This is a genomic window from Arthrobacter sp. C152, assembly GCF_054890965.1.
Genome location: NZ_JBTZSU010000029.1, coordinates 12,623 through 26,200 on the forward strand (window position 1 = coordinate 12,623; position 13,578 = coordinate 26,200).

Genomic DNA, 13,578 nt, shown 5'->3' on the forward strand with positions numbered 1-13,578 from the left:
GGAAAGAACCATGACAGAAGCACGACGACGGCCCTCCCGTAAGCGGGTCGCTGCGGCCACCAGCGCCACGGCTTTGGCGGCCTCCGCCCTGACGGCCGGACTCTTCGGCCTGGGCACCGGGCCCGCCAGCGCCGGGGAAACCACCGGCAGCACCGCGACGCCGATCAAGCACGTGGTGGTGATTTTCCAGGAGAACGTCTCCTTCGACCACTACTTCGCCACCTACCCCCAGGCAGCCAACACCGCCGGCGAGACGCAGCAGGGCGCCGGCACCAAGGCCGCCTCCTTCACGCCGTCGGAAGACACCCCGAAGGACATCAACACCCTGGCCAGCGCGGGCCTGCTCGCCCCCAACAACCCCAACTCGGTCCAGCCGGCCCGGCTCTCACCCATGCAGGCCGTCACCTGCGACCAGGACCACGGGTACAACGCCGAACAGAAGGCCTACAACGGCGGGCTCATGGACAAGTTCGTCCAGTACACCAGCCGCGACGCGTGCGGCACCAACCAGTACGGCCGCCCGGGGCTGACCATGGACTACTACGACGGCAACACCGTCACCGGCATCTGGAACTACGCCCAGAACTACGCCATGAGCGACAACCACTTCAGCACCGTGTTCGGCCCCTCCACCCCGGGCGCGCTGAACCTGGTCTCGGGGCAAACCCACGGCGCCAAGGAGTACACCGCCGCCGGGGAGCCGGTGGCCACGCCCGCCACGGGAAGCAGCGCCGTCCGCCAGCCGGACGCCAAGGGCGTGGGCACCGTCATCAACGACCCCGACCCCGTCTACGACGACTGCTCCAACAACAGCCACGCCAAGACGAACAACCTTGCCGGCATGACCGGCAGCAACATCGGCGACCTGCTCAACGGCAAGGGCGTCTCCTGGGGCTGGTTCCAGGGCGGTTTCACGCCGACCACCCCGGCAACGGCGACCAGCCCGGCGTCGTGCCTTTCAACGCACACCAACGCCGCCGGCGCCAGCGTGACCGACTATTCCCCGCACCACCAGCCGTTCCAGTACTACGCCTCCACCGCCAACCCGCACCACCTGGCGCCGGCGTCCGACGCGGAGATCGGGCACAACGGGCAGGCCAACCACCAGTACGACCTCACCGATTTCAACAAGGTGGTGGACTCTGACAACATGCCGGCCGTGTCCTTCCTCAAGGCGGGCATGTACCAGGATGGCCACGCCGCCTACTCGGACCCCGTGGACGAGCAGAACTTCATCGCCAATACCGTCAACCGGATCCAGCAGTCCCGCAACTGGGACGACACCGCCGTCGTGCTCGCCTACGACGACTCCGACGGCTGGTACGACCACGTCGCGGCGAAGGTGAAGAACTCCTCCAACACCGCCGATGACGCCGCCTGGTGCCAGGACGCCGCAGCCAGCGGCATCCCGATGGCCGGCGGCTACGCCGACCGCTGCGGCCCCGGCCCCCGCCAGCCCCTGGTGGTCATTTCCCCCTACGCGAAGAAGAACTTTGTGGACCACACCGAAACGGACCAGGCCTCCATCCTTCGCTTCATTGAGGAGAACTGGCAGACCGGCCAGATCGGTGACGCCTCCGCGGATGCCACCGCCGGATCCATGAATGCCATGTTCAACTTCCACCACCAGCGCAACGACACTGTCCTGCTCGACGAGCAGACCGGAGCGATCGCCTCGATCGCGCATTCCAGGTAGTCAGCGGCCGTTGGCTCCGGCCGTCAAGGCGTCGCCTCCACCGTAAATAAAGCGTCAAGATTTCGGCGGAAAGATCAGATTCGGGACTGATCCGCTGTGCTTCTGCCGTATCTTGAGTGAAGTGCCGCCGCCTCATTTTCCCCCAAGATGAGGCGGCGGCACTTTCGTTCGGCGCACTTCACTGCTGGCAGAGGCGGTCCAAAGTCTCGTTGAGCGTGGATTCCAGCTGGCCGACGATCAGGTCCCGCGTGTTCGCAGCCGAGGGGTCTTCGCTCTCCGGCGGGATCACCGGCGGCACCACGGTCATGGAGGCCACGTAGGTGCCGTCCTCGGAGGCCACCGCCACGGTCATGTAGGTCCAGAACTGGCCGCGCCCCTCGAAGCGCATGCCGCCCCTGCAGCCACCGGTCCACGTCCAGAGCCCGAGCCCGTACGGGGCCAGGCTTGGCTTGGTCTTCATCTCCGCCATGCTTGCCGCCGAGAGGAGCCTGCCCTGGAACAGGGCGGCGAAGAACGTGTTCACGTCGGCCACGGTAGAGGTGACACCCGCATGCGCCGAGTCCGCCGTGTCCGAGTTGTCTGTCACGTCCAGCCGATCTCCCTGAAGGGCGATGTAGCCGTGCAGGAGGCGGGGCTCGTGGAGGTCCAGCCGGCCGGTGGTGGTGTCCTTGAGCCCCAGCGGGTCAATGATCTCCTCCTTCAGCACCTGGCGGAACGGCTTGTGGCGCAGCGCCTCGACCAGGAGGCCCAACGCGACATACCCCGTGTTCGAGTAGCTGAACGTGCCCACGGAGACGGGTTCCCACGGCTTGGTCCCCGCCATTCGAAGCGCAGTTTCCGGCGTGACCTGCAGATGTCCTACGGCGGCCCGGACGTCCACATCCTTGTACAGCACGTCCGTGAATTCGGGCGCGCCGGAAATGTGGCCCAGAAGCTGCCTGGCGGTGACCGGCCCGGGCGGGTGGAGCAGCGCCGTGAACCCGGGGATGAGGTTGTTCACGGGATCGTCGAGGCCGATGAGGCCGTCGTCGACCAGCTTCAGGACGGTGACCGCAGTCATTGTCTTGGTGACGCTCGCGACCTCCACGAGGTCGCTGGGCTGGGCCGGTGACTTGGTATCGAGGTCGCGGACGCCGTACGCCTTGGACCACGCGCCGCCCGGCCAGCGCACTTGCACGACGGCGGACACGGCACCCCGGTCCATGAACAGCTCCGCCTGGTGGTCCAGTGAGTCAAGCTCGGCCGGGGCGGTCGGCGACGGCGTCTCGTCCGGGCCGGTGTAGGTGCAGCCGGACAGGGCGAGGACCGCAGCAAGCACCGCAGCACGGGCCCGGGCGGCGTATGTGGAGCTCATGGGAAACCACCCCCATAAGATGCAGCTTTAGCGTTCCGCTTCCTGGATAGAGCGACGGAGCGGCGCTCTGAGGTTCATTAAGCTCCTCGCCCGAATGCGACCGCAACGGCGAATATTTTGGCTGCCGGAAGCTACGACTCCGGGGTTGCTGCAGCCTTCTTTTCGAGCCCTTCGGCCATCTTCTGGACCCGGGCGCCGTAGCCGCCGTTCAGGGCGGTGTCCTTGATCTTGTTCGCCTGGGCATCCAGGTCCGCCGGGGCGGCGTTCTTGAGTGCCGTCAGGTCCGCCTGGAGATTGGCGGGGAGCTTGGCGAACAGCTTCGGGTGGCCGATCAGCTGGTCGGCAACCTTCTGCAGCCCGGCCCCCGGGTTGTCCGAACTGAACGCTTTGCGCAGTTCCTGGCGCAGGCCGGCAAGACCGGTGGCGGTCTTCTCCGCAGCTTCCGCGCGCTTCTGGATCTCGGCGCCATAACCGCCGGACAGGGCGGTGGTCTTGATCTTGTAGGCGTCCTTCACCCGGTCGGCCGGGGCGGCATCCTTGAGGGTGGTCACGTCCGCCTGGAGGGCGGCGGGGAGCTTCGCGAACAGCTGCGGGTGGTTGACCAGGGCCGTGGCTGCTTCCGCGGCACGGTCTCCGGCAGCCTGCGGGCTGTCGGCATTCAGGCGAAGGAACGCCTGCAGGCCACCGAAGCGGTGCCCTGCCTTCGCGCCGTCCGTGGCAGCGGGGGAGGGGGCCATCGTGGAAGCGGGTGTTGAACCGGGTGATGCGGACGCCACATTGACGCCGACGACGGCCATGGCGCCGGCCGCAACGATAGCGGCCGCACCTACTCCGATGCGGGTCTTCATCGACGGGATTGTTGGCTTCACCACGGTGTGTCCTTCCAAATACGCGCATCCGTCCGGCCGTGCCCATGCGGGACGGCACGGGATGACTATAGGAGCGAAGGCTGGGGAAATGCTGAATGTCTTCGCGGCCGCGTAGACAGGTGCCGGACACCGCCTGATCCGGGTACGCTGTGCCTCTAAAGAGCCTGTCGGCCTGAAGGAGTCGTGGCGTGTTCGACGGTACAACCGCAGGAGCCAGCGTCGGGGCACTGGTGGCAGTCGGCGTCGCCCTCTACATCGTGCTGGTGGTGCGCCGCCGCAAGTGACGGCCCGCCCTGTCGGTCAGGCTGGCCTGGTCAGCCCGCTCCCTGTGTTTCGAGGCGCTGAAGGCCCTTGCGCAAGGAGCTGGCCACGGGCGCACCGCGAGTCACGACAATAACGAACGCTGCAATGCGGCCCCCCAGGCTGGTGGGGGTCCGGTTCCAGGTGATGTGGAGCCGCGACCCGTTGTCCCTCGGCGTGATCCGTGCGGCCACATAACTGCCCGGGGCGCAGAAGTTGCTCTCGCGCACCGTCCAGGTCACGGTGTCGGGGGCTGACCAGTCATAGTGTTCCTTCGCCCAGACGGTGCCGCCGGGAGCCTTGCTGCCCTCCCTGATGTCCGCATAGGTGCCTCCCACCTCGTACACCTCATACATGGGCGGGTAGATGCCGGGCCAGATCTCTGGCCGGCGCGGGCTGAAGTCCAGCAGCGCGTCCCGGATCTTGTCCGCGGGGACACGGGAATCCATGTCAAACTCCACCTTGGGCATGTCCGCTCCTTCCGTGATGCTTCCAGTGTGGCGGTTTCCCGGAACCGCGCAATGTCAGGCGCTGGAGTCCACCTGGTCGGCTTCGGGCCTGGGCTGCTTCTTGACCGTTTCCAGCAGGAAGACCCCCGCGACGGCGGTTGCCCCGGACAGGAGGAACAGCACGATGGCCAGCGGCGGCGCCGTGTCCGCCTCGCCAAGGATGGTGATGCCGATGGCGACGGCGACGAGCGGATCGATGACGGTCAGGCCTGCGACCACGAGTTCGGGTGTTCCCCGGGCATGGGCGTTCTGGACCAGGAAGCTTCCCCCGAGGGCGGCGATGAGCAGCCCCGCCAGGCACGTCAGGGACAGCCACTCGAAGTCGCCCTGGAACAGGCGGCCGATAACCGTCTTGGCCAGGGCGGCGACGAACCCGAACAGGATGCCCGCACCGGCGGTAAACACCACGGCGCCCGAGCGGTGCCGCCACAAGGCAAAAATCACGCCAATGCCGGCCAACACCACGGCAAGCACCACCAGGATGGTGACCAGGTGCCGGTCGCTGATCTCCACGTCCTGCGCTGACAGTGCTGCCACAGCCACGAACACGCCCACGCCGCCCACGCAGAGGGCGACGGCGGTCAGGGCCCGGCGCCCGGGGGACCGGCGGGTCATCCGGGCGGTGGCCAGGGTGGTTACCACCAGCGCCACCGCGCCGATAGGCTGCACCACGATCAGCGGCGAGAACCGCAGGCTGGTGAGCTGGAGCAGGATCGCGGCGCCCAGCATCGCCGTCCCGCCCAGCCACAGGGGTTTCCGGACCAGCGCCTGCAGGCGTCCGCCGCCCATGCTGCCCGCCGCACGCCCGGAGGCCGCCGGCTGGCCTTCCACCGCCCGGTGCTGGAACAGCGTGCCCAGGGCGAGCAGGACCGCGCCGCCGGCGGCGATGGGAATCCCCAGCCAGTGATAGGACGTCAGTGCGGACACGGCCGCCGCCTGGATCATGATCAGACCTTACCCATCCCGGCCGGTGGCCAAGCCGGTGCTACCGCCCTTGTCCAGGCGATGCGCCGCTACCGGTCGGATTCCGCCGGGCGGAGCCTGCGCCTGACCAACAGTGCCAGCACAACCAATGCCGCCACCAGCACCGCTGCCGCGGCGGCGGCGATGACCACGCCTGCCTCGATGCCCGCGCCGGTGCCTGCCGCCGTCGGGCGTTCCGCCGGTGCCGCCGCACCGGGGGTCGACGCCGCGTCCGCGGTGAAGGTGAAGGTTCCTTCGATGGGGTGGCCGTCGGAGGAAACAACGCGCCACACCACCGTGTACTTGCCGTCCGGCGCTTCCGCCTTGACGGCCTGGGTCACATGGTTGTCCACGATCACGACGGGACCGTCGGCCTGGTCCGTTCCCGTGGCGTCCTCGACGCGGACGACTGAACCGATGGCGATCGGGGTGTGGTCGAAGGTCAGGCCAATTTTGTCCGGAACGCTGTGGACCGTGGAGCCGCTGGCCGGTTCGCTGGCCTCCAGGACGTCGTGGGCCTGGGCCGCGGCGGCGGGAACCATCAGGAACGCCGCCGTGGCCAGGGTGAGCAGGAACCGCGGGAGCCAGGCCCCGCGGCCGTTGGGTTGTGTCTTCATGGACCGGTCCTCTCGGATGATGCTGGGGTCCGGGCCGCGGCGGGGTGAAGGCCCCGCCGCGGGCCCCGGATCGCGATGCTACTTGGCGGCCGTGCGGGTGCGGCGGCCGGCGAGGACAAGCCCCAGGGCGGTTCCGCCGAGGACCAGGCCGGCGGCGCCCAGGACGACGCCCCACACCGATGCACCATCGCTGCTGGTTTCCGACGTCTGGGCCACGGCCGCCGCAGCCGGTGCCGCCGATGCCGTGGCGGCGGCAGCTTCGTCGTCGGCCGTGGTGGTGAAGGACGGCGCCGGGTGCTTGGGCTCGGGCTGGCCCTCGGTGCTTTCCTCGTCCCAGTTCACCACGGTCCCGTCGGAGTACGATTGGGCCGCCTTCAACGTGACCTTGGTGCCTTCGGCGGGGAGCCGGCCGACGGACAGCGAGAACGACTGGTATTGGTTCTGGCCGAGCTGGTGGGCCTCGTCGGCTGTCCACACGACGCTGCTCGGCGCCTTGGTGACCGTCGCGCCGGACACGGTGACCGGCGCGGGCAGGTCACTGGTGATGACCTGGGCGCTCCAGCCCTCCACCGGCTTCACCGAAACCGATGTGAAGGGAGTGTCCGTGGGAAGTTTGACCTCGAGCTTGCTGGTCTTCGCGGTGGGCGATTCGTTGGGGACGTTGAACGTCAGGTGCGAGTAGCCGTTGGCGCCGGTGTCGTCCGGGTTTACGGTGACGTGCGCGGAGGCGGCTGCGGCGCCCACGACGGTCAGCGCCGAAGCGGCCGTGACGGCGGTGAGGGTTTTGAGGGTACGGCGAAGCGTGGTTTTCATGACAGGCCTTCCAAAAACGGGGTGCGCCAAGGGGCCGCTGGAGCGGCGGCGCGAAAAGGGGAAACGCAGCTGGGTAACCCGGTGATATTGATGTCGCCCCTGGCAGGGGGCCGGGCCGGATCAGCCGGTGGGTCAGGTGCCGCTCAGTGGGCGGCGCGGACCACCGGCGGCCCACGGCGGGCCGGCAGCCTGAGGTTTCGCCAGCGGGAAGGTACGACGACGGCGGCCGGCGCCGGAAGGAGCGGCCAGTCTGGAATCAGCACCGCAGTCAGGATCCGGACCAGGGGCCGCAGCCACGCAGCCAGGGCCCACACGGCTGCTTCGCCGCGGGCCAGGACCACCGCCGTGGCGACGGTGGCTGCCGCGTGCAGGATCAGCATCAGGGTTCCCGGGGTGGCGGCGTGCTCCGGCGCCAGGGATTCCACCGGGAGGTGCGCCAACCCGCTGCCGTGCAGGTGGCCGGCCGGGGCGGAACCGGGTCCCGTGGACAGCGAAAGGGCATTGAAGGCCTGGTGGAGGACCAGTTGGCTGGCCACCAGCAGCACGGCCGTGACCGGCGTTGTGAGCTTGAACTTGGCCAGGATCATCACCGGCGCCAGTACCAGTGCGGTGATGCCGGCGAGGACTGCCGGTTGCGGCAGCGAACCACCGGCGATGATGTGGGCGCCGGCGGCCAGGGCGATCATCGCGGTGGTGAAGGCGGCGGCGCGGGGGAAGCGGAACGGGGCAGTCATGCCATTCGCCGCCCTTTCATCCCGATGGTGCCGGTATCCACTGTAAGGAGTCCAGGGGCGGGGGCGGTAATCGCGCTACCGCGTATCGACATCCTCGAATACCAGGAACGTCTGCGTATCCAGCACCCCCGGCATGGTCTGCAGCTGGTCGAAGATGACCCGGCGAAGGTCGATGTTGTCCACGGCGCGGACCAGCAGGATCACGTCGAAGTCGCCGCCCACCAGCGCGATGTGGTGCACCTCCGGGATGGCGCCCAGCTGGTCACGCAGCTCGCGCCACGAGTCCTGCTTCAGCTTCAGCGTCACGTAGGCGGAGGACTTCAGGCCAGCCTTGATGGGATCCACCAGGGCCGTGAACCTGGTCAGCACGCCGTCGCCGGTGAGCCTGGCGATCCGGGTGTAGGCGTGCGCCCGGGAGATGTGCACGTTCTCCGCCACCTGCGTCACGGACATCCGGCCGTCCCGGGTGAGCTCGCGGATGATGGCCCGGTCGATCTCGTCCAGCGGAACTTCCGCCGCCGCATCCTTGCCCGCCATTTCCTCCACGGCTCCCGTCCGGTCATCCATGCCACAGTGACAATTCGTCTCCCATAGTAGGCCGATTCCGGCACCTTTCCACGGTTACTGCCGGGAGCCCATACAAAGGCGCACTCTGGCCGTCCTTTGGGAGAACTCCATGCAACGCCCGGGCAATCTCGCAAATTCAATGCGCAAATTCCCCCCGCGCTGTACGGTGGGGACCGGGGGGTGTGAATCACCGCGGGCGCTGGGTCCGCGGGATGCTGCTGATTCTATGGGGGGACCATGGATGCTTTGGGTGCGGCTGTAGTTGTCGAAGACGACCAGGACGTGCGGAACCTGCTGGAAGGCATGCTAAGCCGGATCGGATTCGATGTGCACACCGCCGTGGACGGCGCCTCAGGGCTTCGGGCAGTCAAGGCCATCCGGCCCGCCCTGGTGACCCTGGATGTGGGCCTGCCGGACATGGACGGCATCGAAGTCCTGCGCCGCATGCGCGATTGCAGTGATGCGTACATCGTGATGCTCACCGGGCGGACCGGCGGGCCTGACGTGCTCAACGCCCTGCATGCCGGAGCCGATGAATACATCACGAAGCCGTTCCGTCCCCGGGAAGTACGCGAGCGGATCGAGGCGATGATGGCCACGCCCCGGAGCCTCGGCACTGCAACCAGCTGAAATCCGGTCAGGGGCTCAGGCCTGTGCGCAGTAGCGCAGCCGCAGTTGCTCGACGGTCACTTGTCCGCACCGCCGGATCTCGCCCAGGAGTGCGCCGGCTCCGCGCAGCGATCCGTCCGTGATCTGTTTCTCCAACGCAGCGGTCAGGCCGGCCAGGCGCAGGCCCCCGAGCATCCGCGAGGTGACCCGCAGGCTGATGGCGGCATCAAGGGCCTCGGCGTTGCCCTCGTGGCAGGCCAGGGCCCTGACCAGGCGCTCGCAGCGGTAGTCCCACATTCCGATGTAGTCCCTGGCGAAACCCTGGACCAGCGGACCCTCCAGTTGGTCCTCCAGTTCGCGCAGGACTGCCAGGTCCAGCAAAGGCAGGTGAGGAACCTGGCTGTCGGGATCGGCAGGCGGTTCGCTGTAGGGAGGAGGCATGGTTCAACGGTAGGCCAGCTCCCGTCCCGAGTGGCCTGACTTGGGCGGATCCTGTCGCAATCCACGGCTTTCCCTGTGGTTCGTGTGGGATTCCAAGGGCTGTCCCGTCCGCCGACGGGGCCGCAGCATTTTGTCCACGGCCCCGCTCGGTAATGCACGTCACAGTGACGATTTGTCTTCCAGGGTAGCCAGATCGGAGCAGCTTCTCCACGATTCCCGCAGAAGCTGGATACGAAACCAGCCTCAGGACAATACTGGGAGGGAATAGTGGCTACCGAAGGACGGACCAATGACGATCTCCGCAGACCACACCGCGCCGGATACCGCCGGCCCCGCGGCGCCTGACAATGCGCTCACGGAGGCTGTGAAGAAGTTTGGCATCACGGTGGAGGACTACATGCTCCCCGCCCGGCACCAGATCCAGATGGTGGATCCGGACGGCCGGCTCATTCCGCACGGTGAGCAGGGCACCCAGCCCGGCCACGAATACCCTGTGCCCGGCGATGACGAACTGCTGGCGGCGTACGAACAGCTCGTCGTCGGCCGCCGCGTCAACGACCAGAACTCCGCCTTGGTCCGGCAGGGCCGCATGGCCGTCTATCCTTCCAGCCACGGCCAGGAAGCCTGCCAGGTGGCTGCCGCCCTGTGCCTGTCCGAGGGTGACTGGATGTTTCCCACCTACCGCGACGCCGTCGCCGTCATGACCCGCGGCGTGGACCCCGTGGAGGCTATGACCATTTTCCGCGGCGACTGGCACGGCGGCTACGACCCCCTCAAATACAGGGTGGGCATCCAGTGCACGCCGCTGACCACCCAGCTGCTGCACGCCGTCGGCGTCGCCCACGCCGCCAAGCTCCGCGGCGAGGACACCGTGGTGCTGGCCATGTGCGGCGACGGCGCCACCAGCGAAGGCGACTTCCACGAGGCCCTCAACTTCGCCGCCGTCTTCCACCTGCCCGTCATCTTCTTCGTCCAGAACAACAAGTACGCCATCTCGGTGCCGCTGGCGCACCAGTCCGTGGCGCCGTCGCTCGCGCACAAGGCCGTGGGGTACGGCATGGCGGGCGAACGCGTGGACGGCAACGACGTCGTCGCCCTCCTCGCCGTCCTGGACCGCGCCGTTGCGCTTTGCCGGGGCGGCTCGGGCCCGCTGCTGGTGGAAGCCAACACCTACCGCATGCAGGCCCACACCAACGCCGACGACGACACCCGCTACCGGGAAAGCGCCGAGGTTGCCAAGTGGCGGGCCAAGGACCCCGTCAACAGGATGCGGACGTACCTCACCGGGCGCGGGCTGTTGGACGACGACGGCGAGGCACGGATCCGTTCGAGGGCGGAGGCGGTTGCCACGCAGCTGCGTGACGGCCTGGGCGAGGACGTTCCGGTGGATCCGCAGGAGCTCTTCCGCCACGTCTTTGCGGCGCAGACGCCTCAGCTAAAGGAACAGTCCGCCATGCTCGCCGACGAGCTGGCCCGCGACGCCGCATCATCTGAATCCGCTGCACAGGAGGCCGGCAAGTGAGCCCCACCATCACCACCTCGTCCGAGGCCAACGGCAACGTCTCCGCCGCCACCGCCCGGGCCGCCGCCTCCGCGGCCGCGTCCGCCGAGGCGTCCGGGCCGCAGCCGGTCACCATGGCCAAGGCCCTGAACACCGCCCTGGCCGACGCCATGTCCGCCGATTCCTCCGTGCTGGTGTTCGGCGAGGACGTGGGCACCCTGGGCGGGGTTTTCCGCATCACCGACGGCCTCACCGCCACCTTCGGTGAGCAGCGCTGCTTCGACACCCCGCTGGCCGAGTCCGGCATCGTGGGCATGGCCGTGGGCATGGCCATCAACGGGATGCGCCCGGTCATCGAAATGCAGTTCGACGCGTTCGCCTACCCCGCGTTCGAACAGATCGTCAGCCACGTGGCCAAGATGCACAACCGCACCCGCGGGGCCGTGAAGCTGCCCCTGGTGATCCGCATCCCGTACGGCGGCGGCATCGGGGGAGTGGAGCACCACTGCGACTCCTCCGAGTCCTACTACGCCCACACCGCCGGCCTGAAGGTCTACACCCCGGCCACCGTGGCGGACGGCTACCGGATGCTCCGCGAGGCCATCGACTCGGACGACCCCGTGGTCTTCATGGAGCCCAAGAAGATGTACTGGACCAAGGACACCGTGGACCTTGCGGAGCTGCGGCGCCTTCACTCGGAAGGCACGACGGCGGGGCTTGGTTCTGAGGGGCGTGCCGCCGTCGCGCGTCCCGGCACCGACGCGACGCTGGTTGCGTACGGCCCGTCCGTGCCCACGGCGTTGGCTGCCGCCGAGGCGGCGGCGCTGGAGGGGCGCTCGCTGGAGGTCATCGACGTGCGGACTCTTGTCCCGTTCGACGATGAGACCGTTGCTGCTTCGGTGCGGAAGACCGGCCGGGCGGTGGTGATCGCCGAGGCGCACGGGTTCGCGTCCGTGTCCTCCGAGATCGTGGCCCGGGTGCAGGAGCGCTGCTTCCACTACCTGGCCGCCCCGATCCGCCGCGTCACCGGGTTCGACGTCCCGTACCCGGCCCCGAAACTCGAGAAGTATTACCTGCCCGGCGTGGACCGCATCCTCGACGCCGTCGACGACCTGCAGTGGGAGGACTGATTCCATGAGTGAACCGCGAGTGTTTTTGCTGCCCGACCTGGGCGAGGGGCTGACCGAGGCCGAGTTGGTGTCCTGGCATGTTGCCGTGGGTGACACGATTGCTGTTGACCAGCCGATCGCCGAGGTGGAGACCGCCAAGTCCTCCGTGGAGGTTCCGTCCCCGTACGCCGGAATCGTGGCTGAGCTGCACGGGAAGCCGGGGGAGACCATCGACGTGGGGAAGCCGCTGATCTCTGTCATGCCTGTTGGTGCTTCCGGTTCCGGTGTCGCCGCGGATGATGCCGCCCCCGCCCCTTCGCCGGACAGCATTCGTCCTGCGGACGATGCGGAAACCTACCGCGAGGAGGAGAAGGCCGGATCTGGAAATGTGTTGATCGGTTATGGCACTTCAGGCGGGCATGGCCAGGCGCGGCGTACCCGTGCTCCCAAAGCTTCGGTGTCGGTGCTGGAGCCGCAGGAAACCAAACTTGGTGAGACCAAGGAGGACGAGCTCGCGCTCCTCCGCACCCGCGTGCCGGGCAAGCTCGGCGCCGTGATCTCGCCCCTGGTCCGCCGGATGGCCAAGGAACACGGCGTGGACCTCGGCGGGCTCTCCGGTTCGGGCGAGAGCGGACTGATCATGCGGCGGGACGTGGAGGCTGCGATCCACGCGCCGGTCGCTGAGCCCGTCGAGACCAAGCCTGTCGTAACCAAACCTGTCGAAACCCCGGGATCTCGACAGGCTCCATCACCGGAAACCACGGACGCCCGCACGGGCCTCGGCATCGCAACCCGCACCCCGGTCCGCGGGGTCCGGAAGGCCGTGGCCGCGAACATGGCCCGCAGCCGGTCCGAGATCCCGGAGGCCACGGTGTGGGTGGACGTCGATGCCACCGCGCTGCTTGAACTCCGCGAGGGAATGAAGGCCAACGGCGCCGAGGTTCCGGGCTTGCTGGCGTTCATCGCGCGATTTGTCACAGCCGGGCTAAAAAAGTATCCGGAGCTGAACACCCGGATCGAGACGGCGGAGGACGGTTCCCAGGAGATCGTCGGGTTCGACGGCATCAACCTGGGGATCGCCGCGCAGACCGACCGGGGCCTGGTGGTGCCGTCGGTCCGCGGCGCTGACAAATTCAGCGCACGCGAGCTGGACGCCGAGATCCGCCGGCTCACCCAGGTGGCCCGGGACGGCAAGGCGACCCCGGCTGAGCTGGGCAGCGGGACGTTCACGCTGAACAACTATGGCGTGTTCGGCGTCGACGGTTCCGCGGCGATCATCAACCACCCGGAGGTGGGCATCCTTGGCGTGGGCCGGATCATCGACAAGCCCTGGGTGGTCAACGGCGAGCTGGCCGTCCGCAAGGTCACCGAGCTGACCCTGACGTTCGACCACCGGGTGTGCGACGGCGGCACAGCGGCCGGCTTCCTCCGCTTCGTGGCCGACGCGATCGAAAACCCCACGTCCCTCCTGGCGGACCTCTAGCCCCGCCGTTTTC

At 68.1% G+C, this 13,578-nt stretch carries 15 protein-coding genes; 6 read left to right on the top strand and 9 right to left on the bottom strand.

What is annotated here, in order from left to right:
* The first annotated feature begins 10 nt into the window (after positions 1-10).
* Positions 11-1,696, top strand: coding sequence for a phospholipase C (locus ACYSM9_RS16745; RefSeq protein ID WP_461858086.1), 1,686 nt, complete (start codon positions 11-13; stop codon positions 1,694-1,696).
* Between the two features lie 178 nt (positions 1,697-1,874).
* On the opposite strand, the gene ACYSM9_RS16750 is transcribed toward ACYSM9_RS16745, so the two are convergent.
* The gene (locus ACYSM9_RS16750) at positions 1,875-3,050 is read right to left on the bottom strand and encodes a serine hydrolase domain-containing protein (RefSeq protein ID WP_461858087.1); all 1,176 of its coding nucleotides are present in this window, start codon (positions 3,048-3,050) and stop codon (positions 1,875-1,877) included.
* A gap of 131 nt (positions 3,051-3,181) precedes the next feature.
* Complete coding sequence (locus ACYSM9_RS16755) at positions 3,182-3,922, bottom strand: hypothetical protein (protein ID WP_461858088.1); 741 nt, start codon at positions 3,920-3,922, stop codon at positions 3,182-3,184.
* Between the two features lie 185 nt (positions 3,923-4,107).
* Between ACYSM9_RS16755 and ACYSM9_RS16760 the strand changes: the two genes are divergently transcribed.
* Entirely contained in the window at positions 4,108-4,203 is a 96-nt protein-coding gene (locus ACYSM9_RS16760) for an MYXO-CTERM sorting domain-containing protein (RefSeq protein ID WP_461858089.1), read from the top strand.
* Between the two features lie 30 nt (positions 4,204-4,233).
* Here the strand turns inward: ACYSM9_RS16760 and ACYSM9_RS16765 are convergent, their stop codons facing one another.
* The 6 genes from ACYSM9_RS16765 to ACYSM9_RS16790 form a co-directional block, all read right to left on the bottom strand.
* The gene (locus ACYSM9_RS16765; RefSeq protein WP_461858090.1) at positions 4,234-4,689 is read right to left on the bottom strand and encodes a hypothetical protein; all 456 of its coding nucleotides are present in this window, start codon (positions 4,687-4,689) and stop codon (positions 4,234-4,236) included.
* A gap of 54 nt (positions 4,690-4,743) precedes the next feature.
* A complete protein-coding gene (locus tag ACYSM9_RS16770; RefSeq protein ID WP_461858091.1) occupies positions 4,744-5,673 on the bottom strand; it encodes a DMT family protein in 930 nt (309 codons plus the stop codon).
* Between the two features lie 68 nt (positions 5,674-5,741).
* On the bottom strand, positions 5,742-6,308 hold the full coding sequence (locus tag ACYSM9_RS16775; RefSeq protein ID WP_461858092.1) for a copper resistance CopC family protein: 567 nt from the start codon (positions 6,306-6,308) through the stop codon (positions 5,742-5,744).
* A gap of 78 nt (positions 6,309-6,386) precedes the next feature.
* The gene (locus tag ACYSM9_RS16780; protein WP_461858093.1) at positions 6,387-7,121 is read right to left on the bottom strand and encodes a YcnI family copper-binding membrane protein; all 735 of its coding nucleotides are present in this window, start codon (positions 7,119-7,121) and stop codon (positions 6,387-6,389) included.
* A gap of 143 nt (positions 7,122-7,264) precedes the next feature.
* Positions 7,265-7,855 carry a hypothetical protein gene (locus tag ACYSM9_RS16785; RefSeq protein ID WP_461858094.1) on the bottom strand — a complete coding sequence of 197 codons (591 nt, stop codon included), beginning with the start codon at positions 7,853-7,855 and terminating at the stop codon, positions 7,265-7,267.
* Positions 7,856-7,930: 75 nt separating this feature from the next.
* Complete coding sequence (locus ACYSM9_RS16790; RefSeq protein WP_461858125.1) at positions 7,931-8,392, bottom strand: Lrp/AsnC family transcriptional regulator; 462 nt, start codon at positions 8,390-8,392, stop codon at positions 7,931-7,933.
* Between the two features lie 267 nt (positions 8,393-8,659).
* Between ACYSM9_RS16790 and ACYSM9_RS16795 the strand changes: the two genes are divergently transcribed.
* A complete protein-coding gene (locus ACYSM9_RS16795) occupies positions 8,660-9,052 on the top strand; it encodes a response regulator transcription factor (protein WP_461858095.1) in 393 nt (130 codons plus the stop codon).
* 15 nt (positions 9,053-9,067) lie between these two features.
* Here the strand turns inward: ACYSM9_RS16795 and ACYSM9_RS16800 are convergent, their stop codons facing one another.
* Positions 9,068-9,472, bottom strand: coding sequence for an Hpt domain-containing protein (locus ACYSM9_RS16800; protein WP_461858096.1), 405 nt, complete (start codon positions 9,470-9,472; stop codon positions 9,068-9,070).
* A gap of 289 nt (positions 9,473-9,761) precedes the next feature.
* On the opposite strand from ACYSM9_RS16800, the gene ACYSM9_RS16805 reads away from it, so the two are divergent.
* Genes ACYSM9_RS16805 through ACYSM9_RS16815 form a run of 3 tightly spaced genes read left to right on the top strand, consistent with a single transcriptional unit; the run spans position 9,762 to position 13,565 of the window.
* Complete coding sequence (locus ACYSM9_RS16805; protein WP_461858097.1) at positions 9,762-10,994, top strand: thiamine pyrophosphate-dependent dehydrogenase E1 component subunit alpha; 1,233 nt, start codon at positions 9,762-9,764, stop codon at positions 10,992-10,994.
* Entirely contained in the window at positions 10,991-12,103 is a 1,113-nt protein-coding gene (locus ACYSM9_RS16810) for an alpha-ketoacid dehydrogenase subunit beta (RefSeq protein WP_461858098.1), read from the top strand. The genes ACYSM9_RS16805 and ACYSM9_RS16810 overlap by 4 nt, the downstream gene beginning before the upstream one ends.
* A gap of 4 nt (positions 12,104-12,107) precedes the next feature.
* Positions 12,108-13,565, top strand: coding sequence for a dihydrolipoamide acetyltransferase family protein (locus ACYSM9_RS16815; RefSeq protein WP_461858099.1), 1,458 nt, complete (start codon positions 12,108-12,110; stop codon positions 13,563-13,565).
* Positions 13,566-13,578 lie beyond the last annotated feature (13 nt).

Bases quoted from the DNA above. Each gene is read 5' to 3' on its own strand.
- ACYSM9_RS16815 (WP_461858099.1), top strand. From the start codon at position 12,108: ATGAGTGAACCGCGAGTGTTTTTGCTGCCCGACCTGGGCGAGGGGCTG.
- ACYSM9_RS16795 (WP_461858095.1), top strand. From the start codon at position 8,660: ATGGATGCTTTGGGTGCGGCTGTAGTTGTCGAAGACGACCAGGACGTG.
- ACYSM9_RS16765 (WP_461858090.1), bottom strand. From the start codon at position 4,689: ATGCCCAAGGTGGAGTTTGACATGGATTCCCGTGTCCCCGCGGACAAG.
- ACYSM9_RS16750 (WP_461858087.1), bottom strand. From the start codon at position 3,050: ATGAGCTCCACATACGCCGCCCGGGCCCGTGCTGCGGTGCTTGCTGCG.
- ACYSM9_RS16805 (WP_461858097.1), top strand. From the start codon at position 9,762: ATGACGATCTCCGCAGACCACACCGCGCCGGATACCGCCGGCCCCGCG.
- ACYSM9_RS16745 (WP_461858086.1), top strand. From the start codon at position 11: ATGACAGAAGCACGACGACGGCCCTCCCGTAAGCGGGTCGCTGCGGCC.
- ACYSM9_RS16785 (WP_461858094.1), bottom strand. From the start codon at position 7,855: ATGACTGCCCCGTTCCGCTTCCCCCGCGCCGCCGCCTTCACCACCGCG.
- ACYSM9_RS16770 (WP_461858091.1), bottom strand. From the start codon at position 5,673: ATGATCCAGGCGGCGGCCGTGTCCGCACTGACGTCCTATCACTGGCTG.
- ACYSM9_RS16790 (WP_461858125.1), bottom strand. From the start codon at position 8,392: ATGGCGGGCAAGGATGCGGCGGCGGAAGTTCCGCTGGACGAGATCGAC.
- ACYSM9_RS16800 (WP_461858096.1), bottom strand. From the start codon at position 9,472: ATGCCTCCTCCCTACAGCGAACCGCCTGCCGATCCCGACAGCCAGGTT.
- ACYSM9_RS16775 (WP_461858092.1), bottom strand. From the start codon at position 6,308: ATGAAGACACAACCCAACGGCCGCGGGGCCTGGCTCCCGCGGTTCCTG.
- ACYSM9_RS16780 (WP_461858093.1), bottom strand. From the start codon at position 7,121: ATGAAAACCACGCTTCGCCGTACCCTCAAAACCCTCACCGCCGTCACG.